Raw genomic sequence first — 23,022 nt, 5'->3', positions numbered from 1 at the left:
TGCGAAAGCCACTTTCGCAACGTTGAAGGTTGCGAAAGTGGCTTTCGCAACGTCGGTGGCGACGAGAGCGGGCGACGTTGTCCCGAAAGCCACTTTCGGGACATCAGACGTCGCGAAAGTGGCTTTCGCGGCACGCACCGACCACCCCACCCCCGCCACCTCCTCCTACTTCAGGCCTTGCAGGGACAGGAGCAGCGGGTGAACGTCGGTCGCCCCGACGCGACCGGACGGCTGGAAGGCCGGATCGGAGCACAACAGCACCGGACCGTCCTCAGTGGAATCCGGCAGCCGTCCGTGCGAGCCGCGCACCCAGCGCGGATCGGTCGGGACGACGTCCATCGCGTACCGGAGCCCGGCGAACTTCTTCGCCAGGTTCAGCCCGGCCCGCGCCTTGGCGAACTTGTCCTCCGGGTCGAAGAACAGCTCGGCGGGGTCGTAGCCCGGCTTGCGGTGGATCTCGACGCCGCGCGCGAAGTCGGGCTTCCGCTCGTCGTCGAGCCAGTAGTAGTAGGTGAACCACGCGTCCGGCTCGGCGACCGCGACGAGTTCGCCGGCGCGTTCGTGATCCAACCCGTAGCGAGCCTGTGCCTCGCGGTCGAGCACCTCGTCGACGCCGGTCAGTTCGCCGACGATCGAGCGAACCCGCTCGACATCGGCGGAATCGCGGACGTAGACATGCGCGACCTGATGGTCGGCGACGGCGAACGCGCGCGACGCCCACGGGTCGAGGTATTCCATCCCCGCCTGGGTGTAGACCTCCAGCAGGCCCTCACGCCGCAACGCGCGATTGATGTCGACCGGCCTGCTGACGTTCGTGATCCCGTACTCGCTGAGCGCGACCACGGTCGCCCCGGCATCGCGGGCGTCGTCGAGCAACGGCGCGAGCGCGTTGTCCAGTTCCCGTGCCGCCAATGCGGCTTGCGGAGCGTCGGGGCCGAAGCGCTGCAGGTCGTAGTCCAGGTGCGGGACGTAGGTCAGCAGCAGATCCGGCCGCTTCTCCCGCAGGATCTGCCGCGACGCGCCGATGACCCACTTGCTCGATTTGATCGACGCGGTCGGGCCCCAGTACTGGAAGAGCGGGAACTCTCCCAGCGCACCGGTCAACTGGTCGTGCAGTTCGGGCGGCCGCACGTAGGCGTCCGGCGACTTGCGGCCGTCTGCGTGGTAGATCGGCCGCGGGGTCACCGTGACGTCGGTGCTCATCCCCATCGCGTACCACCAGCAGACGTTCGCCGACGTGTAGCCGGGATGCGCCGCCCGCGCGGTCTCCCACAGCTTCTCGCCGCCGACGAGCCGGTTGTGCTGGCGCCACAGGAAGATCTCGCCGAGCTCGCGGAAGTACCAGCCGTTGCCGACGATCCCGTGCTGCGCGGGCATGAGCCCGGTGAGGAACGTCGACTGCGCGCTGCAGGTGACGGCGGGCAGCACCGTGCCGAGTTCGGCCTGCCAGCCGTCGCGGGCGACAGCGGACAGTTTCGGCATGTCCCGCAACGCCTTCGGGGTCAGCCCGACGACGTCGATGACGACCAAGGGTTTCACGCGGACGCCCTTTCCTTGACGAGGTTCGCCTGTGCCCACTCGAGTTCCGCGGCGATCCCGCCGACGAGGTCGCCCGCGTCCGGGAGCACGCTCCAGGTGTAGGTCTCGACCTCGATATGCGGTTCGCCGGGCAGCCCGGCGGCCACGGTGCGCAGGACGTCGGTGGTGGTGGACAGCGGCGCGGCCGGGGCCTGGTGCAGCGGCATGTGGAAATGCACGCGCCACGGCCCCTCCCCCGGCAGGTCGGTCCACGCCTCGGGCAGGTCGTCGGCCTTGCGCACGACACCGCCCGAAAATTCGCGGACCTGGTGCAGGTAGCGCGGTTCCGCGAACGCGGCCAACGCCTCACGCGCCTCGGCGGGATCTTCGACGTGCAGAGCGGCGGAAGCCTGCACCTTGACGATGTCCACATCGGACTCCGCGATCGCCTTGAGGGTCTCCGACGGGTCGGCGAACGCCACCGCGAGATGACAGGTGTCCAGGCACAGCCCGACGTGCTCCGGGTCGACGCGGCCCGAAAGCCAGGCCAGCGCGTCGGCCACGGTGTCGAGCACACAACCCGGTTCCGGTTCGACGGCCAGCTTGATCGGCCGGTCACCGATCGCCCGGACGACCTGACCGAACGCCTCGGCCGCGAGGCGATCGTCCTGATCGGTCCACGGTTCACGCCAAGCCAACGGCAGCGTCGATATGCTGCCGTAAGAAGCATCCTCGGCGAGCAGCTCGGAAAGCACGTTGACACAGTCGATCGTGTACGCCACCCGATCGGGGTTCGTCCACTCAGGACGGTAGACCGCGTGCTTGACGACGTCGTCGTGAAAACCGCCGTACGGGAACGCGTTCAGCGTGTACACCGAAAGGCCGCGAGCATCGAGTTCGGCGCGGAAACGCTTGCGTGCTCCGATGTCTTCGGCGAGCCCGCGCGCGACCGGCGCGGAGAGCCACAGTCCGACGCCGAGCCGGTCGGCGCCCAGCCGCTCGCGCACCGGGAGCGCGTACCGCTCCAGCTGCGCGACGATGCCGTCGACGTCTTCGGCCGGGTGGACGTTCGTACAGTAGGAGATCATTTGCGGGCACCTCGCAGCACCGAGTTGCCCTCGAAAGTCACGGCCTCGCCGGTGAAACCGGGCAACGGGTCGAGCGTGAGCCTGCCGCTCAGACCGTAGAAGTCGACCGGGTTCTGCCACAGCACCTTGTCGACGTCGGCCTCGGTGAAACCACCGTCGAGCATCGCCTGTCCGGTCTTGGCGGTCTTCAGCGGATCGGACCGGCCCCAGTCGGCGGCCGAGTTGACGATCATGTTGTCCAGCCCGTACTGGCGCAGGATCTCGACCATCCGGTGCTCGTCCATCTTGGTGTCCGGGTAGATGGAGAAGCCCATCCAGGCGCCGGAATCCTTGACCAGCTTGACGGTGACCTCGTTCAGGTGGTCGACGACCACGCGCTCCGGCGCGACGCCGGCCTCACGCACGACGTCGAGGGTGCGCTTGGTGCCTTCCAGCTTGTCGCGGTGCGGGGTGTGCACCAGCACCGGGAGGTCGTGCTCCAGCGCCATCGCCAGCTGCTGCGAGAAGACCTCGTCCTCTTCCTTGGTCATCGAGTCGTAGCCGACCTCGCCGACCGCGACCACGCCATCCTTGGCCAGGTACCTCGGGAGCACGTCGAGCACCTCGCGGCAGCGGGGGTCGTTGGCCTCCTTGGGATTCAGCGCGATCGTGCAGTGGTGCCGGATGCCGAACTGGGCGGCGCGGAACCGTTCCCAGCCGATGAGCGCGTCGAAGTAGTCCGTGTACGAGCCGACGCTGGTGCGCGGCTGCCCCAGCCAGAACGCCGGCTCGACCAGCGCGCGGACACCGGCCGCGTACATGGCTTCGTAGTCGTCGGTGGTGCGGGAGGACATGTGGATGTGGGGATCGAAGATACGCACGGTCAGTGGCCTTCCTTGAGCAAGGAGAGGGCGTCGGCGGGTACGTCACGTCCGGCCGCCCTGCGTTCGTCGGCGAAGTCGGCGAGCATGCGCCTCAGCTCGTCGTCCGCGCGGGAAGGGAGATCCGCGACGGCGGCCAGCGGCACACCGACGAAGACGCATTTGAGGACGCCATGACGCCACGTGTGGTCGTCCAGGAACCGGGCGAAGGCCCCCATGGCGGCGGCGACCAGCCTGATGTCGTTGGCGCGCAAGGCGTCTTCGACCAGCTTGATCCCGGCATCGGTGACTTCGGCGCCCGGGGACTCCAGGGAGTTGAGCGCCCGCAGGACCCCGCGCCGCTCGGCGTCGTCACCGAAGCGGTAGAGATCGCGCAGTTCCGTGGCCAGCGCGGCATCGTCGAGGACGTCGGCCAGGACCGCCACGAGCCGGACCCGCGTCCGGTCGTCGACGGTGCCGTGGACGAGGCCTTGCGGATCGGTGTCCGGCCGCAGCGCCGCACGGCCGACCTCGCGGCCGACGGCCGGGAAGAGCGAGCCGATCACCGACGGCTTCTCCCGGATCCGGCGTTCCGCCTTGGCCTGCCACGTCTGCGGCATCGCCGCGGTCAGCGCCTCGAAGGCCCGCCGCGCGGTGTCCGGCGCGGCGTGGCTGTGCCGGGGCAGTTCGACCGCGGCCAGCCCGGTGTAGCCGATCTCCGCCAGCGCGGCGAGCGTCCCCGGCAGATCCAGGTGCCCGTCGCCGAACTCCAGATGCTCATGGACCCGGGGCAGCATGTCGTCGAGCTGCACGTTCCACAGCAGCGGACCGGCGAGGCGGACGCATTCGGCCGCGTTGACCGGTTCGACGGCGACACAGTGCCCGACGTCGAGCGTGACCCCGAACAGTTCCGGCTCGCCGAGTTCCTTGCGCAGGTCCAGGACCTGGCCCAGATGCTGCACGAGGTGCCCGGGCTCGGGTTCCATCGCCAGCCGCACGTTCAGCCGCGCGGCGTGCTCCAGGACCACCGCGACACCTTCGCGCAGCCGGGACCAGGCGATGTCGGAGTCCACAGTGGACACACCGGACCAGAACGAGACGCAGTCGGCACCGAGGTCCCCGGCGATTCGCATGGCCCGTTCCAGGAAGTCGATCCGAAGCGCGGGATCGTCCGACAGCAGTGTCGGCGAGTGCTTGCGCCACGGGTCGAGCAGGTAGCGCGCGCCCGTTTCGATGACGACACGGTTCAGGCCGAGCGCCGAAAGCCGCGACGCCACGTGGTCGACCTGCCGCGCCAGATCGTCGGCGAACGGGTCGAGGTGGTCGTGGTCCAGCGTCAGCGCGACGCCGGTGTAGCCGAGGTCGGCGATGATCGCGAGGGCGTCGTCGAGCCGGTGGTTGGAGAAGCCGTTGGTGCCGTATCCCAAAGAAAGGGGGGTCTGGGGGGCTCCCCCCCAGCGGGGTCTGGGGGCTTGGCCCCCGGAGAACACCGTCATGTGGGGCTCACCTTCCGCGACAGCTTGCGGGCGATCGGCAGCGCGGCCGCGACCAGCACGGCCCCCAGTACCGAGCCCTTGGCCGTGACCGCCGCCTGCAGCGGGACCATGCCGTGGATGCCGGATTTCGTCGCCGAGCGCACGGACTTCGCCGACGGGTCACGGACCGCGTCCGCCTGCGCCCGGCCGACCAGGCCCGCGTAGCCGGAACCGGCCGCCATCGAGGCCGCGCGATGCCAGCCGCCCCGCGCCGGTCCGCTCAATGCCAACGTTGTCGCCGCACAGCTGGTGGCCAGTGCGGCACGGGCCGTCGCCGGATTCGCGCCGTGCACTTCCCCGGTGGACAACGCCGTGACACCGAGCGTGTGGACCCCCACCGCGGCCGCGGCAGTAGCAGCGCGGCGAGTTTCACCACCGGCGCCCAGCAGGACGTCGAGCGTGCGGCAGGCCGCCATCGCCACCGGCCCGGCCGGGGTCGGCTTGAGCACGGTGTCGTAGGCCCACACCGCCGCCGCGAGCGGGACCGCGACCCGCATCTCCCGGCGGCCGCCGCCGAGCGCTGCCAGGCCGAGTCCGGCAGCGGTCAGCGCGGCCCCGGTGGTGAGCGCCGCGCCGGCGCTCACCCGCCCGGACGGGATCGGCCGCTCGGGACGCTCCACGGCGTCGAGCTTCCGGTCCGCCCAGTCGTTGAGGGCCATCCCGGCCCAGTAGAAGGCGACCGACGACAACGGCAGCAGCAGCCGTCGCCCGGTCATCTTGAGCCCCGCCGCGGTGGATCCGGCGACCGTGTCGCCGAGCACCGTCAGCGCCGCGGGCGCCCGGACCAGCTCTACATAGGCCTTCACAGGGTTCCCGCCCAGCTGATCAGGCGAGCGGTCTGCTCGGCGAACCGGTGTTCGTCGCTGCCCAACGGATCTTTGAAGAAGAACCCGAGTTCGGTCAACGCGCCGCTCTGGCCGCCGGCGTGCGCCGCGGTCACCAGCCTCGCGAGGTCGAGGATCAGCGGCGCCGCGAGTGCGGAGTCGTAGCCGGTCCAGGTGAACTGCAGGCTCATGCGCGCGCCGAGGAAACCCTCGAACGACACGTGGTCCCACGCGGTCTTGATCTCGCCGAGGTCGGGCACGTTGTCGATGTGCAGCGGCGCGGTGACGTCCTCGCCGAGCAGCGCCGCGAGCCCGCGGGCCTTGGATTCCAGCTTGCTGTTCGCGGTCACCGGGTCGGCGAGGGTCTCGCCGTCGCCGCCGCCGAGCAGGTTGGTGCCCGCCCAGGAGCGGACCTTCAACGCCCGCGCGCTGAACATCGGCGCGAGGACCGTGCGCAGCAACGTCTCGCCGGTCTTGCCGTCGCAACCCGCGTACGGCAGGCCTTCCCGCTCGGCCAGCTCCCGCAGCGCGGGCAGGGTGATCCCGGCGGACGGCGTGAACTCGACGTACGGGCTTCCCGCCTTCAGCGCCGCGTAAGCCGACAGGGAACTCGACGGGAGCACCGCCCGCGCCGGATCGACCAAAGCCGCTTCCAGCGCGGCGAGGTCGTCGTGTTCGGGCAGGTGGGGACAGGGAGCTTCGGTGGAGGACACGTTGACCACGACGACCCGCGCGAGATCGTGCCGGTCGGCGAAAGCTCGGATGTCCGCCGTCAGCCGGGCGGCCGCGTCGGCCTGGGCACCGGTGTGGGACGCCGGGTGGTAGCCGTCGCGGATCTCGGCGTCCACCTCGGCCAGCCCGGACCGGACCGCGGCGAACACCGCGTGCCCGAACACGCCGGCGTGCGCCAGCTGCTCGGCCCGCTTCTCCAGCGGCGTATGCGCGATGTCGTGCCCGCCGAGGACCAGATCGTCCCAGCCCGGCAACGGAACCCCGGCGAACGCGGGCAGCTCGGTGACGCAGCCGCCACCGCCGGTCACCCCCGCGCGCAGCGCGAGGAGCCCCACCGCGGCCGTGGTGGCCACCGACCCCCTCGCCCCGATCAACCAGATGCCCGTACGCTTGTGAGCAGGCATTTCCTCCACCTTTCCCAGCCCGAGAACACCAACCTCCGATGGTCGGATGTTTCGGATCGAACCAAGTCGCAGTGATAGTCGTCATGCGACTTTCGGCTGGATCTCTAGCTCAGTTACTCCCCTTCGTGGTGACGGCTGGCACAGCGGTCCATCGCGCCTCGTCTGACGCGCTGCGCTCGACCGCGGCCAGAACCTGCTGAACCCTCAACCCGTCCTCGAAGGACGGTTCGGGATCCGTGCCGTCGCCGATCGCGGTGAGCAGATCGGCGACCTCGTTGGTGAAGGTGTGCTCGTAGCCGAGGAGATGCCCCGGCGGCCACCAGACCCCGACGTACGGGTGCTCGGGTTCGGTGACCAGGATCCGGCGGAACCCCGCCTCGGTGGCGGGCTGGCCGCCGTCGAAGAAGGACAGTTCGTTCATCGACTCGAAGTCGAACGCCAGGCTCGCCTTCGAACCGTTGATCTCCAGCCGCATCGCGTTCTTGCGGCCCAGCGCGAACCGGGTCGCCTCGAAACTCGCCACCGCGCCGCCGGTGAACCGGCCGAGGAACAGCGCGGTGTCGTCGACCGTGACCTGCCCGGTGCCGCCGTCGCCGTCCGGCCGCTCCTTGACGAAGGTGTTGGTCAGCGCGGAAACCCCGGTGATCGTCTCTCCGGTGACGAACTGGGCGGCGTCGACGATGTGCGCGCCGAGGTCGCCCAGCGCGCCCGAGCCCGCCTTGTCCTTGTGCAGCCGCCAAGTCATCGGCGCCTGCGCGTCGGACAGCCAGTCCTGCAGATACACCGATCGCACGTGGCGGATCTCGCCGAGCGCCCCGCTCGCGACCAGCTTCCTGGCGTGCGCGAGCGCGGGCACCCGGCGGTAGTTGAAGGCCACCATCGACCGGACGCCGTTGGCCCGCGCCTTCGCTGCCGCCTCGGCCATCGCTTCGGCCTCGGCGAGGGTGTTGGCCAACGGCTTCTCGCACAGCACGTGCTTTCCGGCTTCGAGCGCGGCGATCGCGATTTCGGCGTGGCTGTCGCCCGGCGTGCAGATGTCGACCAGGTCGACGTCGTCACGGGCGATCAGCGCGCGCCAGTCCGTCTCGACGTCTTCCCAGCCGAACCGTTCCGCCGCGACCTTCGTCCGCACCTCGTCACGGCCGCCGAGCACGGCGAGTCTCGGGATCAGCGGTGGCGCGAAGAACCGGTGCACACTGCGCCACGCGTGCGAATGCACCGCACCCATGAACGCGTGGCCCACCATGCCGATCCCGATCGTTTCCTTTGCCGTGCTCATGCCCCTCCTAGATGCGTGCGTGTGTCGGGTACGCGGGTTTACGAGTCGAAGCCGACGTCCATGTACTTGTCGACGTTCTCCTTGGTGACCACCGCGGAGTACGTGGTGATCTCGGCGGGGATCTCGTGCTCGGCGAAGTCGCCCGCCCCCTTGCCCTGACCGAGAAGCCGCGCGAGCGAGATCGCCGAAGACGCCATCGACGGGCTGTAGAGCACCGTCGCCTTCAACGGCTCAGCGTCGGACTTGATCAGGTTCATCGCGTTCTTCGAGCCCGCGCCGCCGACCATCAGGAAGTTCTTGCGGTTGGCGTTGTTGATCGCCGCGATGACGCCGACCCCCTGGTCGTCGTCGTGGTTCCAGAGAGCGTCCAATTTGGACGCGGACTGGAGCAGGTTCGAGGTCTGCTGCTCGCCCGACTCCGGGGTGAACTGCGCCGAGACACGCGGTCCCACCTGGAAACCCTGACGCGCCAAGGCGTCCTTGAAGCCCTTGCTGCGTTCCTGGGTCAGCGGCAGCGAGTCGATGCCCGCGACCTCGCCGATCACCGGGCTGGCGATGTTCTTCGCCTTCATCTGCTGGGCGATGTAGTTCCCGGCGTTGACGCCCATGCGGTAGTTGTCGCCACCGATCCAGGTGCGGTACGCGAGCGGGGTGTCGAAGACGCGGTCCAGGTTGATCACCTGGATACCGGCGTCCATCGCCTGCTGGCCGACCGCGGTCAGCGCCTTGCCGTCGAACGGCAGGATCACCAGGACGTTGACCTTGGCGTTGATCAAGGTCTCCACCTGGGAGATCTGCTGGTTGACGTCGTTGGTGCCCTCGGTCGCGTTGAGCGTGACCTCACTGAACTTCTGCGCCTGCGCGCGGGCGTTCTTGGTGATGGCCGCCATCCAGCCGTGGTCCGCGGCAGGAGCCGAGAACCCGATGGTGACCGGGGTTCCGGGCTGCGAGTTCGCCCCGGCGTTGGCCACGTTGGCCGCGTTGTTCTGCGCCGGTGCCTCGTTCGAGGTGCACGCGGTCAGCAGCGCACCCGCTCCGACGGCCGCGCCTCCCAGCAGGAAGCGGCGGCGGTGCAGGGATTGTTCGGTCATGACGACTCTCCATCCACGGTGATGAGTGGTTGCCATCGGATGCCCTTCGGGGGTATTCGGCGGATCCGGGTTTCCGCTGGGCGTGCGGCCGCGAGGTCCTCGTACCGGTGTCGTACTCGGGCCTTGCGGCCGTGCGTCCAGCGGGAAGCTGGGCCGTCGAGACCCCCGGAGGACATCCGATGGTGACCGCTAGGTGCTCGTCTTTGTCTTTTTCACGGAGCGGAACTGCAGTAGCGCGGCCAGGACGATGATCACGCCCTTGGCGATGTTCTGGATGTCGGTGTCCAGGTTGTTGAGCGTGAAGATGTTGGACAGCACGGTGAAGATCAGCACGCCGATCAAGGTGCCGATGAGCGAGCCGCGGCCACCGGTGAGCAGCGTGCCGCCGATGACGACGGCCGCGATGGCGTCGAGTTCGTAGAGCATGCCGTTGGTCGAGGCGCCCGCGGTGGTGCGGGCGACGACCATCAGCGCGGCGATGCCGCAGCACAGACCGGCGACGCCGTAGACGAGGGCGGTGTGCCGCTTGACGTTGATACCCGCCAGCCGCGACGCCTCGGCGTTGCCGCCGACGGCGAAGGTGCGGCGGCCGAACGTGGTGCGGTTCAGCAGCACCCAGCCGATCACGAACACCAGCGCGAACATCCAGATCAGCACCGGGATGCCGAGCAGATCACCGCGGAAGAAGTCGAGGAAACCCGCCTCCGCCACCACCTGCGTGCGGCGGCCGCTGATGCGTTCCGCGAGCCCGCGGGCCGAGACGTACATCGCCAGTGTCGCGATGAACGGCACGATCTTCCCGTAGGACACCAGGATCCCGTTGATCAGCCCGCAGCCGAGGCCGACCAGGAGTCCACAAAGGATCATCACGAACGGGCCGTAGGACTGGGTGGCCAAGGTGGTCAGCCAGACACTGGAGAGCGCCACGATCGACCCGACCGAGAGGTCGATGCCGCCGGCGATGATCACGAACGTCATCCCGACACTGACCACCCCGATCGCCGCGGCGAGCCGCAGGATCGTGGAGATGTTGCCGTCGGTGAAGAACTGGTCGGGCCTCGTGATCTGGCCGACGATGCACAGGATCACCAGCACGCCGGCCAGCCCGAGCAGCCGGGTGTCGAGCGAGAAATTCCGCTTTTCCTTGGGTGGCACAGGTTCCACGGCGGGTCCCGTACGCACCGATTCGGCTTGGTCGGTCACGCCGCACTCCCCTCGAGAATCACGTCGAGCACATCCGCCTCTGTCAGCTCCGCAGACGGCTTTTCAGCCAGGACACGTCCTTCACGCAGCACCAGCACCCGGTCGGACAAGCCGAGCACTTCGGGGATCTCGCTGCTGACGAGCACGATCGCGACGCCGGTCACGGCCAGCTCCTCGATCAGCCGGTACAGCTCCGCCCGCGCGCCGACGTCGACCCCGCGCGTCGGCTCGTCCAGCAGCAGGACCCGACAGCCGCGGACCAGCCAGCGGGCGAGCACCGCCTTCTGCTGGTTGCCGCCGGACAGCGTGCGGATGATGCGGTGCGGGTCGGCCGGCCGGAGATCGAGGCGCCGCAGGCTTTCCCCGGCGTCGTCGAGTTCCCTGCCCCGCTCGGTGAACCCGAACGTCGCGTATTTGCCCAGGCTCGCCAGGGTCACGTTGTGCACGACGGGCAGGTCCAGCAAAAGCCCCTGGCTCTTGCGTTCTTCCGGCGCCAGCCCGATCCCGGCCTTGACCGCCGCGGACACGCTGCCCGGCCGGACCGGCTCGCCGTCGACCGACACCGAACCCGTGTCCTGCTTGCGAGCGCCGAAGATCGTCTCCAGGAGTTCGCTGCGTCCCGAGCCGACGAGGCCTGCGATGCCGACGACCTCGCCGGCGTGCACGGTGAAGTTCACGTTCTCGAATTCGCCGACGGTGGTCAGGTTCTCCACCTTGAGGACCTCGCGGTCCGGGTCCACGTGCTCCTGGTGGCGCGGGCCGAACACGGTCTCGACCTTGCGGCCCGCCATCAGCGCGACAAGGTCTGAGGTCGGCGTCTCCTTGGCGTCGAGGCCCGTGGAAACGGTCTTGCCGTCCTTGAGCACGGTGACGCGGTGGCCGATCCGGCGTAGTTCTTCGAGCCGGTGGGAGATGTAGATGATCGCGACGCCCTCGGCGGTGAGTTCGCCGACGATACGGAACAGGTTGTCGACCTCTTCACCCGCCAGCGCCGCGGTCGGCTCGTCCATCACCAGCAGCTTCGCGTCGTACGCGAGCGCCCGCGCCATCGAGACCAGCTGCTGACCCGCGGCGGAGAGCTTGCCGACCTCGGTCGACGGCGCGATCTCGGGGTGACCGAGCCGCGCCATCAGCTTCGCGGCCTTGTTCCGGGACTCGCTGATCCGCGTGAACCCGAACGACGCGCGCTCACGGCCGAGGAAGATGTTGTCCGCCACCGAAAGCCCGGGCACCAGGTCGAGTTCCTGGTACATGGTCGCGATGCCGATCTTCAGCGCGGCGACCGGCGACGGCAGCGTGACCGGCTCGCCCTGCCAGAAGATCTCGCCGCCGTCGGGGCGATGCGCGCCGGCGAGCGTCTTGATCAGCGTGGACTTGCCCGCGCCGTTCTGGCCGAGGAGACAGTGCACCTCACCGGGTTCGACGTCGAAGTCGACCCCGTCGAGCGCACGGACCCCGGGGAAGGTCTTCACGATCCCCCGGACGGATAGCAGCGTCATGCCGGAGCCTCCTCGGTCACGAAGGGAACTAGCGTCGGGTCGGCGAAAAGCCGTTCGGTGGCGAGATGCGCGGCGCCGCGCAGCGGGGCGGTGGTGCCCAGCGGCGACGGCTCGACGCGGCAGGTGGGCTCGTGCCCGAGCGGACGCGCGGACAGTTCGCGGCGCACCGGCTCGACCAGCCATTCGCCCAGTTCGGCGAAGTAGCCACCGAGCACCACGACGTCCGGGTCGAGTACATCGACCACAGTGGACACCGCGATGCCGAGCGCGACCCCGAGTTCCGAGACCGCCGCGACCGCGCGCTGGTCACCGCGCTGCACGCGATGCTTGAGCAGCCCGACCCGGCCGTCGACACCCAGGGCGGGATCGTGCAGCGGGTCGCCGGGCGAAGCCGCGCCGCGCAGGACGGCGTTGAGACCGGCCTTCGTCTCCAGGCAGCCGACCCGGCCGCACTGGCACTGTTCGCCGGACGGGTCGACGGTGATGTGCCCGACTTCGCCCGCGAAACCCCTGGCACCACGCAGGATCGCGCCGCCGGACACGAGTCCGCCGCCGACGCCCGTACCGCCGCTGAGGTAGAAGAGCTCCCGCACACCTTGACCGGCTCCGGCGACGGCCTCGCCGACCGCGCCGAGGTTGGCCTCGTTGTCGACCGCGATCGCGTCGGCGGGCAGGCCGAGCCGGGCGGCGAGGAGGTCGGCGATCTCGGCGTCGCGCCAGCGCAGGGTCGGCGCGAACCGCAACACGGCGGCGGCCGAATCGACCAGACCGGGCACCGAGACGGTGACCCCGACCGGCTGGTCGTCGAGCAACACGTTCCGGGCGAGGAAGGCGAGTTCGTCCATGCTCCGGTGCAAACCGAGGGCGGCGACGTCGGCCGTCTCGGTGCGTTCGGCGACGACGCGGCCGTCGAGGTTCGTGACGACGGCGGCGAAACGATCGGCCTCGACACTGAGCGCGAGCCCGCAGGCGCTGGCGCCGTTCAGCTCGACCAGCTGACTGGGCCTGCCGTTGCCGCCGCCCTGGAGTCCGGCGGAGCGGACGAGACCGCGTTCGGAAAGCTCGGTGATCAACCCGGAGACGGCCGCCTTGGTGAGCCCGCAGCGCGCGGCGAGCTGGGTACGCGAGAGCGGCCCCGCACGCAACGCCCGCAGGAGCGCGGCGAGGTTCGAGGTACGTTTCCCCGCCGAGAACCCATCGGCACCGTTCGCCGTGCGTGGGCTGACCGGGTCGAGCTGCCCGGATTCAGTCGCGGCCACACTGCCTCATCAGACGACGCCTCACTTACGAATCGGCCGTAACAAACTTTGTTACTTAGCCAGCGAAAGTAGGGTGGTCCGTGTCACTCGTCAAGGTGACAACAGGACAGAAATGGGCGTCATCACCCGAATAGCCGTCCAGAACCGCGCATACTTTCGCACTAATCGAGCGAAAGCCTGTACGATCTTGCCGTTACTAATCGGAATCAGGTGAGTGCTCAACGTGCTACCGGGTGTGCCCAAGGACGGGCTGAAGGACGCTTTCCCCGCATGCGATGCGACGAAAGCGTCCTTCGCCGCGTGGCATGCGGTGAAGGACGCTTTCAGCCCACGGCCCGGTCAGCTGCTCAGCGTGAAGGCCCGATCAGTAGCCGACCAGGCGGCCCCGATAACGCCCGCGGTGTCCCCCAGCTCGGACAGCACGATCGGCAGGTTCCCGGTCGCGAGCGGCAGCGACCGCCGGTAGACCGAGCTGCGGATCTCGGCGAGCAGCTGATGCCCGAGCTGCGCCACGCCGCCGCCGATCACGACCATGCCCGGGTTCACGAAACTCACCAGCGAGGCGACCACCTGCCCGAGCCTGCGCCCGCCGTCACGGATGAGGTTGACCGCGCCGAAATCGCCCGACGCCGCCGCGCGGCCGACGTCCTGCGCGGTGATCACGCCGCGGTCCGCGACGACGTCGGCCAGGTATGCCGACCGGCCGCTGCGGGCCAGCGTCAGCCCGTCGCGGGCCAGCGCGGCGCCGCCGAAGTACGCCTCGAGACAGCCCGTCTCACCGCAGGCGCACGTCGGCCCGTAGTCGTCGAGGCGGATATGCCCGATGTCGCCCGCGGTGCCGGCAACGCCGCGGTACACCTTGCCGCCGAGCACGATCCCGCAGCCGATACCGGTACCGATCTTGACGAACACCAGGTCGTCGATGGAGCGCGCGACCCCGGCGTGCCGTTCCCCGAGCGCCATCGAGTTCACGTCGTTGTCGACGGTGACCGGGCAGCGCAGCAGCCCGCCGAGATGGTCGCGCACGGAGAACCGGTCCCAGCCGGGCATTATCGGCGGCGCGACCGCCATGCCCTCGGCGAAACTCACCGGCCCCGGGAGGCCGATCCCGGCGGCGATCAGCTTGCCCGGGGCCTCTTCGCGGATCTTTTCCGCCAGCGCGACGACGCGTTTGAGCACGGCGTGCGGACCCTGCCGGACGTCGCAGTCCTCGACGGTGTGCACCAGGACCTCGCACGAAGCGTCGGTGAGGGCGACCCCGACCGAGGTCGCGCCGACGTCCACCGACAGCACCCGCAGGTCTCCCGCCAGCCGCACCAGCGTGGAGCGCCTGCCGCCACGGCTCGCCGAAGGACCCGCGGTCTCGACGAGGCCGACCTCGGCCAGCCGCGCGACCTCGGCCCCCACCCGGGCACGCGGCAGCTCCAGCCGCTCCCCCAGTTCGACCCGGGACATCGGTCCCTCATCCCGCAACAGGGTGAGCAGCTGGGTCTGGTGCCGGGTTTCGACCATCGGATGCTCCGAGGTGGGTGCCGTGCTCATTCACCTGAGCCTACGGCGTTGTCCACCCACTGTCCCGAATGCCACTCGGAACCTTCGGGGCGCATCGGGCGGGAACAAACCCACCGCGACACCTCAGTCCACTGTGGACGATTCGGCGCGGACGAGCAGCCACGCCGGGATCAGCACGATCGTGGTGATCCCGGCGATCCACCAGTGGGCGTGCGCGATGGCCGCCACGGTCCCCGGAGCGGCGAGCACGGTGAGAATCGAGGTGCCGAAGGATCCGCCGACCCGTTGCAGCATGGCGAAGAGCGGCATCGCGTGGGAAATTCGCTCCTTGGGCACCGAAACCAGCCCGGCGGAGAGCGCCGGGACCGTGGTGAGTCCGATACCGCAGCCGCGGACGACCTGCACGGCGGAGAGCCACCAATAGTTGTCGGTTCCGGTGAGCAGCGCCAGCGGCACCGTCCCGGCGATCGTGACGAGCAGCCCGGCGAAGATCACCCTGGCCCCGCCGATCCGGTCGGTCAGCCTGCCCGCGAGCGGAAGCGCCAGCACCGTGCCGAGTGCCAGGGGCGCGGTCAGGAACCCGGTGGCGACGAGGCTTTCGTGCCGGACGTCCAGGTAGTACAGCGGCAGGACGATCATCGCGCCGAACAGCGCGATCCCCATTCCGAAGATCACGGCGGCGGCCGAGGCGAACGTCCGGTCGCGGAACAGCCGTAGCTCGAGCAACGGCGCGGGCGATCTCAGCGCGGTGACCGCGAAGACGGCGAGCAGGATCGCGCCGGCGGCCGCAGCGATCGGGACGGCTTCGGCGAAGCCGTACACGAGCAACGGCAGCCCGGTCACGGTGAGCACCAAGCCGCGCCAATCCAGCCGGCGGGTGTCGACGGGGCGCTCCCTCGGCAACCGTTTCCGGCCCAGCAGCAGGCAGAGCAGCGAGAGCGGCACATTCACCAGGAACAGCCACGGCACACCGAACCGCTCGGTGAGCACGCTGCCGGCCAGGGTGCCGAGCACGGGCGCGAGGTAGATCGGGATGCTCAGCACGGCCATCATTCGGCCGAGCCGCTTCGGCCCCACCGTCGTCGCGAACAGGATCTGTCCCGCCGGGACCAGCAGTCCGCCCGCGGCGCCTTGCAGGACTCGGAAGGCGATCAGCGCCTCGATCGACGTCGCCGTCGCGCAGAGCGCGGAAAGCACCGCGAACAGACCGACGCACACCAGCCACAGCCGCGTCGTGCCGAAGCGGCGGCACGCCCAGCCGCTCACCGGCACCATCGCCGCGAGCGCGAGCAGATAGCCGGTGGCGATCCACTGGACGGTACCGAGCGGTGCACGGAATCCGGCCGCGATCGTGCCGAGCGCGACGGTGACGACGGTCGAGGTGAACATCGACAGGAACCCGCCGAGGGTCAGGATCGACGCCATCCCCCACAACGCCGGGGTTATGCGCTCCTCGGGACTTCCGATCATCCTACCTGCCGATCTTATCACCGTTAAGATCTTAACAGTGATAAGCTACTGTCGAGTTGTCAAGTCCGATACGGACCGGCGAAGGTGTGCGCATGGTCGTGAGACGGGATGGCTACGTTCGAGCCGCGCTCGAACTCCTCGACGAGGTCGGGCTGGACGGATTGAGCCTGCGCAAGCTCGGGGAAAAGCTCGGTGTGCGGGGTCCCGCGCTCTACACGCACTTCAAGAGCAAGCAGGCGTTGCTCGATCAGATGGCCGAGACCATGCTGGACGACCGGCTGGCCCCGCTGGACGAGACCTCGGCGATGGACGACTGGGCCGAGTGGCTCGCGCGGCGCGCCCGCACCATCCGCCGCACGCTGCTGTCCTACCGGGACGGCGCCCGGCTGCACGCGGGCTCCCGCCCGACCGGCCGGTCGGCGATGACGCCGCTGATCAAACCGTTGCTGCGGGCCGGTTTCACCGAAGAGGACGCGACGCACGCGATCCTCGCGATCAGCCGGTACACGCTCGGCTGCGCGATCGACGAACAACAGCACGTCGAGGGCGACCACGACGAGGATCCGGCCGCCTCCTTCGAATACGGCCTCGCGCGCCTGATCGCCGGGCTCCGCGCGGACGTCGATGTCGCGAATCCGCCAGACCAGGATGTCGCCTAGCGCAATTAGAGGACTGAATGCGGCGGGTCAGGACCAGAGATAGCGTCGCTCCGGCCGCCCGGTCCCGCCGTACTTGAGGGTCACCTCGGCCTTCCCGGTCGCCACGAAGTGCTCCAGGTACCGGCGCGCGCTCACCCGCGCGACGCCGGTCGCTTCGGCGCATTCGCTCGCGGACATCCCGCCGGCCGCGCCGCGCAGCGCGGTCTCCACCAGCCGCGCGGTCTCCGCCGTGAGTCCCTTGGGCAGCACGGGTTTCGCGCTCGGGCGTGCGCCGAAGACCTGGTCGACATCGGCCTGCCCGGCCTCCGCCAGCCGGTCGAGCCGCTGGTGCAGCGACGCGAAATGGGTGAGCTGATCGCGCAGGGACGCGTACTCGAACGGCTTGATCAGATAGTGCAGGACCCCGCCCCGCATCGCCTGCCGCACGGTTTCCACGTCGGTCGCGGCGGTGATGAGGATGACGTCGACGTCCTCGGTCGCGCGCAGTTCCCGCAGCACCGAAAGCCCGTCGAGATCGGGAAGATAGACGTCGAGCAGCACCAGATCCGGTTTCAGTTCCCGCGCGAGGCGGAGCGCGTCTGCGCCGGTGTGCGCGACCCCGACCACGGCGAACCCTTCGGTGCGGGCGACGTATCCACTGTGGACTTTCGCGACCATGAAATCGTCGTCGACGACGAGCACCTTGATCATCGCGGCAACCTCGCCGTGAACACCGCGCCACCGGAGTTGTGCACCTCGACGGAACCACCCCGCCGCACGCACGCCTGCCGGATCAGCGCGAGCCCGAGCCCGCGCTGGCCGTGCGCCGCGGCCTTCGTGGTGAAGCCGTGCTCGAACACCTCTTCCGCGATCTCCGGGGCGACTCCCGGTCCGGAATCACGGACCACCACGCGCACCTCGTCCTCCTCCTGCCACACCCCGACCTCGATCCAGCCCTGCTCTCCGCCCAGCGCGTCCAGCGCGTTGTCGACGAGATTTCCCAGCACTGTCACCAAATCGGTGGAAAGTGCGTCCTCGACGCGGTCGAGTTCGCTGTCCGGCGCCATGCGCAGCCCGACCCCGCGTTCCGCGGCCAGCGACGCCTTCGCGATCAGCAGTGCCGCCACCGCCGGGTCGCCGACCCGCGAGCCGACCTCCGCGCGCCACTCCCCCTGCGCCGAGCTGATCCGGCTGACGTAGCCGCGAACCTCTTCGTATTCCCCGAGTTCCAGCAGCCCGGAGATGGTGTGCAGCCGGTTGCTGAACTCGTGCGCCTGCGCCCGCAACGTGTCGGTGGCGTGCCTGCTGGCGTCGAGTTCGTCCCGCAGGGTCATCAGGTCGGTGCGGTCGCGCAAGGTGACGACGGCTCCCCGCACGTCGATCGGCATCCGGTTCAGCGTCAGCACCTTCCCTTTCCTCAGCACGATCTGGTCGGCGCCGGTCGCGCGGCCGGTGAGCAGGTCGCGGATCCGTTCGTTGAGATCGAGGTCCTCGACCGAGCGGCCGACGGCGTCCTCCGGCAACGCCAGCAGTTCGCGGGCCTGGTCGTTCACCAGGGTGATCCGGTGCTGCGGGTCGAGGCCGACGACGCCCTCCTTGATGCCGTGCAGCAGCGCCTCCCGGTTCTCGACCAGCGCGGTGATCTCGTGCGGTTCCAGGCCGAGCGTCTGGTTCTTCACCCGCCGCGCCAGCAGCAGCGAGCCGCTCACGCCGATCACCAGCGCGACACCCAGCACCCGCAGCGCGTTGTCCGGCGAGTCGAGCACGCCGGCGAAGAACCCGGGGGACTTCGAGCCCACCGCGACCATGCGGACGACCTTTCCGCCCTTTTCGTCGAGCACCGGGACGTGCGCCACGATCGAACCGTCGAGTTCGCCGACCCACGACCGTCCAGAGAGGACAGTGCTCTCGCCGGTGTCGAGCAGCGTCCGCACCTGACCCGGATCCGGTGACGCGAGCACATAGCGGTCCGCTCCCGCGATCACCACGAAATCCACCCCGGAGAAGCTTCGCGCGGTCGCCGCGGGGGCGTTCAGTTCGAACGGGCCGTTCTCGAGGTCGCCCACGACACCCTGCGCGGCGACACTCTCCGCGACCGAAAGCGCCCGGCGTCCCTCGGTCGTGCGGAAGTTGTTCCCCGCCTGGACGACGGCCAGCACGCCCACCGCGCACAGTAGGCAGGTCACGACTACGAGTTGCCATACGAGGAGCTGGCGGGCCAAGGAACCCCGAGCACCCATCGCCACCTCCGCGTGACCAAAACGAACACAACAACCATTGGGCCCGCAAGCGGGACATCTCTGTTTACACGAGTGCAACATGTCCAACCACGCGGCAGAGAGGCGGGGATCACAGTGAAGCCCAGTAGCTGGTTGGCCATCGCGGCGGCGCTCGTCGCCGTTTTGCTGGTGCCACCGTTGCTCACCCCGGGCAGCGAGGCCGACGAGGGCTCGCAGATCCGGTCGTTGCGGGTGCTCGTGCCCAACGCGCCCGGCGGCGGTTACGACATCACGGCGCGGACCGCGACCAAGGCGATGGAAGACGCCGACCTGCTCGGCAACGCGGAGGTCTTCAACCTCCCCGGTGCCGGAGGCACGGTCGGCCTCGGCCGCACGGTGGCCGAACGCGGCAACGGCAAACTCGTCATGTCGATGGGCCTGGGCGTCGTCGGCAGCGTGTTCACGAACAAGTCGCCGTCTTCGCTGCTCGACACCACACCGGTGGCGAAGCTGATCGAAGAGTCGGACATCGTCGTGGTCGGCAAGGACTCGCCGTACCAGAACATCGGTCAGCTGGTCGAGGCCTGGAAGAAGGACCCCGGCGCGGTACAGGTCGGCGGCGGTTCGTCGCCCGGCGGGCCGGACCACCTGGCGCCGATGCTGATGGCGAAGGCCGTCGGTCTCGCACCCAAGGCGGTCAACTACGTCCAGTTCGACGGCGGCGGTGAGCTGCTCGCGTCGGTCCTCGGCGGCAAGGTCGCGTTCGGTGTCTCTGGTGTCGGCGAGTACCGCGACCAGATCGCGGCGGGCACGCTCCGGGTGCTGGCGGTGACCAGCGGGAGCCGGATCCCCGGAATCGACGCGCCGACGCTCGCGGAGTCCGGGGTGGACGTCAAGTTCACCAACTGGCGCGGCATCGTCGCTCCGCCCGGGATCACCGACGCCGACCGCGCGAAGCTGGTGAGCCTGTTCGAGCGGTTGCAGAAGACGCCGCAGTGGCAGGAAGCCTTGCAGCGCAACGGATGGACCGGCGCGTTCGCGCCAGGTGAGCAGTTCGGTTCGTTTCTCAAAGAGGAGAACACTCGAGTGGCAACGGTGCTGAAAGAGCTGGGTCTGGCATGACGACCACGTGGCTGAAGGAGCGCTCCGAACTCGGGGTGAGTGTCGGGCTCGTGGTGCTCGGCGTCCTGGTGCTCACCGACGCGCTGAGCATTCCCACCGACTTCGCCCAGCGCGGCCCGGTGGGCCCGAAGGCGGTGCCGATCCTGGTCGGCTCGCTGCTGCTGCTCGTCGCCGTGCTGCTGGCGCGCGACGTGCTGCGCGGCGGCAAGGGCGAGGCCGAGGGCGGCGAGGACGTCGACCTGACCGCGCCCGCCGACCTGCGCACGGTGCTGTTGCTGTGCGGCGCCTTCCTCGCCAACGCGGCGCTGATCGGCCTGGTCGGTTTCCCGATCTCGGGCGCGATCCTGTTCTGGGGCGCGGCGTACGCGCTCGGCAGCCGCAACCTGGTGCGTGACCCGCTGATCGCGGCGGGCATGTCCGTCGTGACCTTCCTGGTCTTCAACAACCTGCTCGGAGTCCCGCTCCCCGGTGGCCCGTTGATGGAGGTGTTCTGATGTTCCAGCAACTCATCGACGGCTTCGGCACCGCGCTGACCCCGACCCATATCGCGATGGCGGCGATCGGGGTACTGCTGGGCACCGCGATCGGTGTCCTGCCGGGGATCGGCCCGGCCATGGCGGTGGCACTGCTGCTCCCGGTGACCTACGGGCTGGAGCCCACCGGCGCGTTCATCATGTTCGCCGGCATCTACTACGGCGGGATGTTCGGCGGTTCGACGACGTCGATCCTGCTGAACACGCCGGGTGAGAGCGCGGCGGTGGTCGCGGCGATCGACGGCAACCCGATGGCCCGCAAGGGCCGTGGCGCGCAAGCGCTTGCGGCGGCCGCGATCGGGCATTTCATCGGCGGCATCCTCGGCACGATCGCGCTGGTCGTGCTGGCCCCGGTGATCGCGAAGCACGCCGTCGACATCGGCGCGCCGGATCTGTTCGCGATCATGGTGCTGGCGTTCATCGCGGTCACCTCGGTGCTCGGCAGTTCCCGGATCCGCGGCGTGGCGTCGCTGCTGATCGGGCTCACCATCGGGCTGGTCGGCCTGGACGAGATGACCGGGCAGCAGCGGCTGACCTTCGGCTCCCTGCATCTCGCCGACGGGATCGACGTCGTGATCGTGGCGGTCGCGCTGTTCGCGGTCGGCGAGTCGCTCTGGGTCGCCGCGCATCTGCGGCGCAACGCGTTCAAACCGATCCCGGTCGGCAGGCCGTGGCTTTCGCGTGCCGATCTGAAGCGGACGTGGAAGCCGTGGCTGCGCGGTCCGGTCATCGGGTTCCCGTTCGGCGCGGTGCCCGCCGGTGGCGCCGAGATCCCGACTTTCCTCTCCTACGTCACGGAAAAGCGGCTCTCGAAGCACAAGGACGAGTTCGGCAAGGGCGCCATCGAAGGTGTCGCGGGCCCGGAAGCGACGGCGTCGGCTTCCGCCGCCGGGACGCTGGTCTCGATGCTGACGCTCGGCCTGCCGACCACCGCGGTCGCGGCCGTGATGCTGGCGGCGTTCCAGCAGTACGGCATCCAGCCGGGACCGCTGCTGTTCGAGCGGGAGTCCTCACTGGTGTGGGGCCTGATCGCCTCGCTGTTCGTCGGGCTGACGCTGCTGCTGGTGCTGAACCTGCCGCTGGCGCCGCTGTGGGCGAAGCTGCTGCGGATCCCGCGGCCGTACCTCTACGCGGGCATCCTGTTCTTCGCCAGTGTCGGCGCGTACGCGGTCAACGCGGACATCTTCGACCTGCTGGTGATGTTCGTGATCGGCCTGATCGGCTTCGCGATGCGCCGGTACGGGTTGCCGGTGCTGCCGGCGATCATCGGTGTCATCCTCGGCCCGGCCGCTGAACAGCAGATGCGGCGCGCGCTGCAGCTCAGTGACGGAGAGTTGACCGGGCTGGTCAACACCCCGTTCGCGATCGTGGTCTACGTGATCATCCTGGTGATCCTGTTCTTCCCGTTGATCAAACGTTTCCTGCCTGCCCGTCCCACCGCCTCCGAGGCGGAGCCCAAGGACAAGGTGGACGTCTGACCAGTGGGAATCCGGCCCGGCCTCGACTGCCCCGAGGCCGGGTCTTTCCCTCTCCGGTAGGAGGACACTTGTCCGCGCGAGTGATCTTCCGGCGCCCCACGGCGACACGATCAGTCTCATGAAGATCCTCCACCGGCCCCCGGCCGTCAGCGACACCGAACGGCCGGTTCCCCGCTGGGCGACGCGTCTCGCCTACGCGCTCCCCTGGCTTCTGCTGCCTTCGTGCCTGTGGCGGCTGCCCTTCGCCGTGCATTTCGAGATGGGGCAGGTCCACGATCGCGAAATGCCGGAACTCTGGTTGAGCATCCCGTACGTCCTCACGCTCAGCGTGCTTTCCGAGGTCATCGCGATCCTGGCCATCGGGCTCGTCCGGGGCTGGGGCGAGGTGGCGCCCCGATGGATTCCCTTCCTCGGCGGTAAACCGATCCGGCCGATGGCGGCAATCGTTCCCGCCGTGGCCGGAGGCCTGCTCCTCACCGCGCTCTTCAGCTCGATCCCCCTCGGTGACGGGCGACGGCTCACCCTGTTCGGCGTCACCGAAAACGCCGCCTACGTCAACGAAGCCTGGGAAACACTGGCGACGATCTGCATCGCGCCGCTCGCCCTCTGGGGGCCGATCACCATCGTTCTGGGGCTCGCTTATCACCGCCGCCGCAAGATAACGAAAGCATAACGGCGAGGTCGCGTTTTGAACCGGGTGTCCGCCGGGGCCGTTTCAGCCAACACGGAGTCAGTGACGTCGGCGGGTGCCGGCGCCGCCTCCCCCGGGCTCCGGGCAA

Annotated in this window: 20 protein-coding genes; 5 read left to right on the top strand and 15 right to left on the bottom strand. The window is 69.3% G+C overall.

Features of this window, described 5'->3' with window-relative positions:
* Positions 1-165 precede the first annotated feature (165 nt).
* The 13 genes from DMH01_RS30165 to DMH01_RS30105 form a co-directional block, all read right to left on the bottom strand.
* Positions 166-1,539, bottom strand: a complete 1,374-nt coding sequence (locus DMH01_RS30165; RefSeq protein WP_125680671.1) for an alkaline phosphatase family protein — start codon at positions 1,537-1,539, stop codon at positions 166-168.
* Positions 1,536-2,606: a metabolite traffic protein EboE gene (gene eboE, locus DMH01_RS30160; protein WP_125680669.1), complete on the bottom strand. Its 1,071-nt coding sequence runs from the start codon at positions 2,604-2,606 to the stop codon at positions 1,536-1,538. Before eboE ends, DMH01_RS30165 begins: the two co-directional genes overlap by 4 nt.
* Positions 2,603-3,466: a TatD family hydrolase gene (locus DMH01_RS30155; protein ID WP_125680667.1), complete on the bottom strand. Its 864-nt coding sequence runs from the start codon at positions 3,464-3,466 to the stop codon at positions 2,603-2,605. Before DMH01_RS30155 ends, eboE begins: the two co-directional genes overlap by 4 nt.
* 2 nt (positions 3,467-3,468) lie before the next feature.
* Positions 3,469-4,872: an EboA domain-containing protein gene (locus tag DMH01_RS30150; protein ID WP_125680665.1), complete on the bottom strand. Its 1,404-nt coding sequence runs from the start codon at positions 4,870-4,872 to the stop codon at positions 3,469-3,471.
* A gap of 65 nt (positions 4,873-4,937) precedes the next feature.
* Positions 4,938-5,786: an SCO3242 family prenyltransferase gene (locus tag DMH01_RS30145; RefSeq protein ID WP_125680663.1), complete on the bottom strand. Its 849-nt coding sequence runs from the start codon at positions 5,784-5,786 to the stop codon at positions 4,938-4,940.
* The gene (locus tag DMH01_RS30140) at positions 5,783-6,940 is read right to left on the bottom strand and encodes an inositol-3-phosphate synthase (RefSeq protein ID WP_125680661.1); all 1,158 of its coding nucleotides are present in this window, start codon (positions 6,938-6,940) and stop codon (positions 5,783-5,785) included. Before DMH01_RS30140 ends, DMH01_RS30145 begins: the two co-directional genes overlap by 4 nt.
* Positions 6,941-7,049: 109 nt before the next feature.
* Positions 7,050-8,219, bottom strand: a complete 1,170-nt coding sequence (locus DMH01_RS30135) for a Gfo/Idh/MocA family protein (RefSeq protein ID WP_125680659.1) — start codon at positions 8,217-8,219, stop codon at positions 7,050-7,052.
* Positions 8,220-8,257: 38 nt separating this feature from the next.
* Positions 8,258-9,310, bottom strand: coding sequence for a substrate-binding domain-containing protein (locus DMH01_RS30130; RefSeq protein WP_125680657.1), 1,053 nt, complete (start codon positions 9,308-9,310; stop codon positions 8,258-8,260).
* A 189-nt stretch (positions 9,311-9,499) separates the two neighbouring features.
* On the bottom strand, positions 9,500-10,474 hold the full coding sequence (locus tag DMH01_RS30125; RefSeq protein ID WP_370323569.1) for an ABC transporter permease: 975 nt from the start codon (positions 10,472-10,474) through the stop codon (positions 9,500-9,502).
* A 35-nt stretch (positions 10,475-10,509) separates the two neighbouring features.
* Positions 10,510-12,012 (bottom strand): sugar ABC transporter ATP-binding protein, encoded by a 1,503-nt coding sequence (locus tag DMH01_RS30120; RefSeq protein ID WP_125680653.1) that lies wholly within the window; start codon positions 12,010-12,012, stop codon positions 10,510-10,512.
* Complete coding sequence (locus DMH01_RS30115) at positions 12,009-13,271, bottom strand: ROK family protein (protein ID WP_125680651.1); 1,263 nt, start codon at positions 13,269-13,271, stop codon at positions 12,009-12,011. Before DMH01_RS30115 ends, DMH01_RS30120 begins: the two co-directional genes overlap by 4 nt.
* A gap of 339 nt (positions 13,272-13,610) precedes the next feature.
* A complete protein-coding gene (locus DMH01_RS30110) occupies positions 13,611-14,813 on the bottom strand; it encodes an ROK family transcriptional regulator (RefSeq protein WP_034317955.1) in 1,203 nt (400 codons plus the stop codon).
* A gap of 93 nt (positions 14,814-14,906) precedes the next feature.
* Positions 14,907-16,253 carry a DHA2 family efflux MFS transporter permease subunit gene (locus DMH01_RS30105; RefSeq protein WP_233621712.1) on the bottom strand — a complete coding sequence of 449 codons (1,347 nt, stop codon included), beginning with the start codon at positions 16,251-16,253 and terminating at the stop codon, positions 14,907-14,909.
* Between the two features lie 92 nt (positions 16,254-16,345).
* Between DMH01_RS30105 and DMH01_RS30100 the strand changes: the two genes are divergently transcribed.
* On the top strand, positions 16,346-16,912 hold the full coding sequence (locus DMH01_RS30100) for a TetR/AcrR family transcriptional regulator C-terminal domain-containing protein (RefSeq protein WP_125680649.1): 567 nt from the start codon (positions 16,346-16,348) through the stop codon (positions 16,910-16,912).
* Between the two features lie 27 nt (positions 16,913-16,939).
* Here DMH01_RS30100 and DMH01_RS30095 read toward each other — a convergent pair whose 3' ends face one another.
* Complete coding sequence (locus DMH01_RS30095) at positions 16,940-17,602, bottom strand: response regulator (RefSeq protein WP_125680647.1); 663 nt, start codon at positions 17,600-17,602, stop codon at positions 16,940-16,942.
* Positions 17,599-19,131, bottom strand: a complete 1,533-nt coding sequence (locus tag DMH01_RS30090) for a sensor histidine kinase (protein WP_125680645.1) — start codon at positions 19,129-19,131, stop codon at positions 17,599-17,601. The genes DMH01_RS30095 and DMH01_RS30090 overlap by 4 nt, the downstream gene beginning before the upstream one ends.
* 132 nt (positions 19,132-19,263) lie before the next feature.
* Between DMH01_RS30090 and DMH01_RS30085 the strand changes: the two genes are divergently transcribed.
* From DMH01_RS30085 to DMH01_RS30070, 4 genes are all read left to right on the top strand, one after another.
* Positions 19,264-20,232: a tripartite tricarboxylate transporter substrate binding protein gene (locus DMH01_RS30085; protein WP_125681403.1), complete on the top strand. Its 969-nt coding sequence runs from the start codon at positions 19,264-19,266 to the stop codon at positions 20,230-20,232.
* On the top strand, positions 20,229-20,726 hold the full coding sequence (locus DMH01_RS30080; protein WP_125680643.1) for a tripartite tricarboxylate transporter TctB family protein: 498 nt from the start codon (positions 20,229-20,231) through the stop codon (positions 20,724-20,726). The genes DMH01_RS30085 and DMH01_RS30080 overlap by 4 nt, the downstream gene beginning before the upstream one ends.
* The gene (locus DMH01_RS30075; protein WP_125680641.1) at positions 20,726-22,243 is read left to right on the top strand and encodes a tripartite tricarboxylate transporter permease; all 1,518 of its coding nucleotides are present in this window, start codon (positions 20,726-20,728) and stop codon (positions 22,241-22,243) included. Before DMH01_RS30080 ends, DMH01_RS30075 begins: the two co-directional genes overlap by 1 nt.
* Before the next feature lie 118 nt (positions 22,244-22,361).
* A complete protein-coding gene (locus tag DMH01_RS30070; protein ID WP_125680638.1) occupies positions 22,362-22,916 on the top strand; it encodes a hypothetical protein in 555 nt (184 codons plus the stop codon).
* The last annotated feature ends 106 nt before the right edge of the window (positions 22,917-23,022 follow it).

The organism is Amycolatopsis sp. WAC 04182 (assembly GCF_003947465.1).
In the GTDB taxonomy this organism is placed as follows: domain Bacteria; phylum Actinomycetota; class Actinomycetes; order Mycobacteriales; family Pseudonocardiaceae; genus Amycolatopsis.
This window is presented reverse-complemented; position numbering and strand designations above follow the sequence as displayed.

Excerpts from the sequence above, each read along its gene's own strand:
- DMH01_RS30105 (WP_233621712.1), bottom strand. The coding sequence starts at position 16,253 with ATGATCGGAAGTCCCGAGGAGCGCATAACCCCGGCGTTGTGGGGGATG.
- DMH01_RS30080 (WP_125680643.1), top strand. The coding sequence starts at position 20,229 with ATGACGACCACGTGGCTGAAGGAGCGCTCCGAACTCGGGGTGAGTGTC.
- DMH01_RS30070 (WP_125680638.1), top strand. The coding sequence starts at position 22,362 with ATGAAGATCCTCCACCGGCCCCCGGCCGTCAGCGACACCGAACGGCCG.
- DMH01_RS30140 (WP_125680661.1), bottom strand. The coding sequence starts at position 6,940 with ATGCCTGCTCACAAGCGTACGGGCATCTGGTTGATCGGGGCGAGGGGG.
- DMH01_RS30100 (WP_125680649.1), top strand. The coding sequence starts at position 16,346 with ATGGTCGTGAGACGGGATGGCTACGTTCGAGCCGCGCTCGAACTCCTC.
- DMH01_RS30110 (WP_034317955.1), bottom strand. The coding sequence starts at position 14,813 with ATGAGCACGGCACCCACCTCGGAGCATCCGATGGTCGAAACCCGGCAC.
- eboE (WP_125680669.1), bottom strand. The coding sequence starts at position 2,606 with ATGATCTCCTACTGTACGAACGTCCACCCGGCCGAAGACGTCGACGGC.
- DMH01_RS30130 (WP_125680657.1), bottom strand. The coding sequence starts at position 9,310 with ATGACCGAACAATCCCTGCACCGCCGCCGCTTCCTGCTGGGAGGCGCG.
- DMH01_RS30095 (WP_125680647.1), bottom strand. The coding sequence starts at position 17,602 with ATGATCAAGGTGCTCGTCGTCGACGACGATTTCATGGTCGCGAAAGTC.
- DMH01_RS30135 (WP_125680659.1), bottom strand. The coding sequence starts at position 8,219 with ATGAGCACGGCAAAGGAAACGATCGGGATCGGCATGGTGGGCCACGCG.
- DMH01_RS30075 (WP_125680641.1), top strand. The coding sequence starts at position 20,726 with ATGTTCCAGCAACTCATCGACGGCTTCGGCACCGCGCTGACCCCGACC.
- DMH01_RS30120 (WP_125680653.1), bottom strand. The coding sequence starts at position 12,012 with ATGACGCTGCTATCCGTCCGGGGGATCGTGAAGACCTTCCCCGGGGTC.
- DMH01_RS30090 (WP_125680645.1), bottom strand. The coding sequence starts at position 19,131 with ATGGGTGCTCGGGGTTCCTTGGCCCGCCAGCTCCTCGTATGGCAACTC.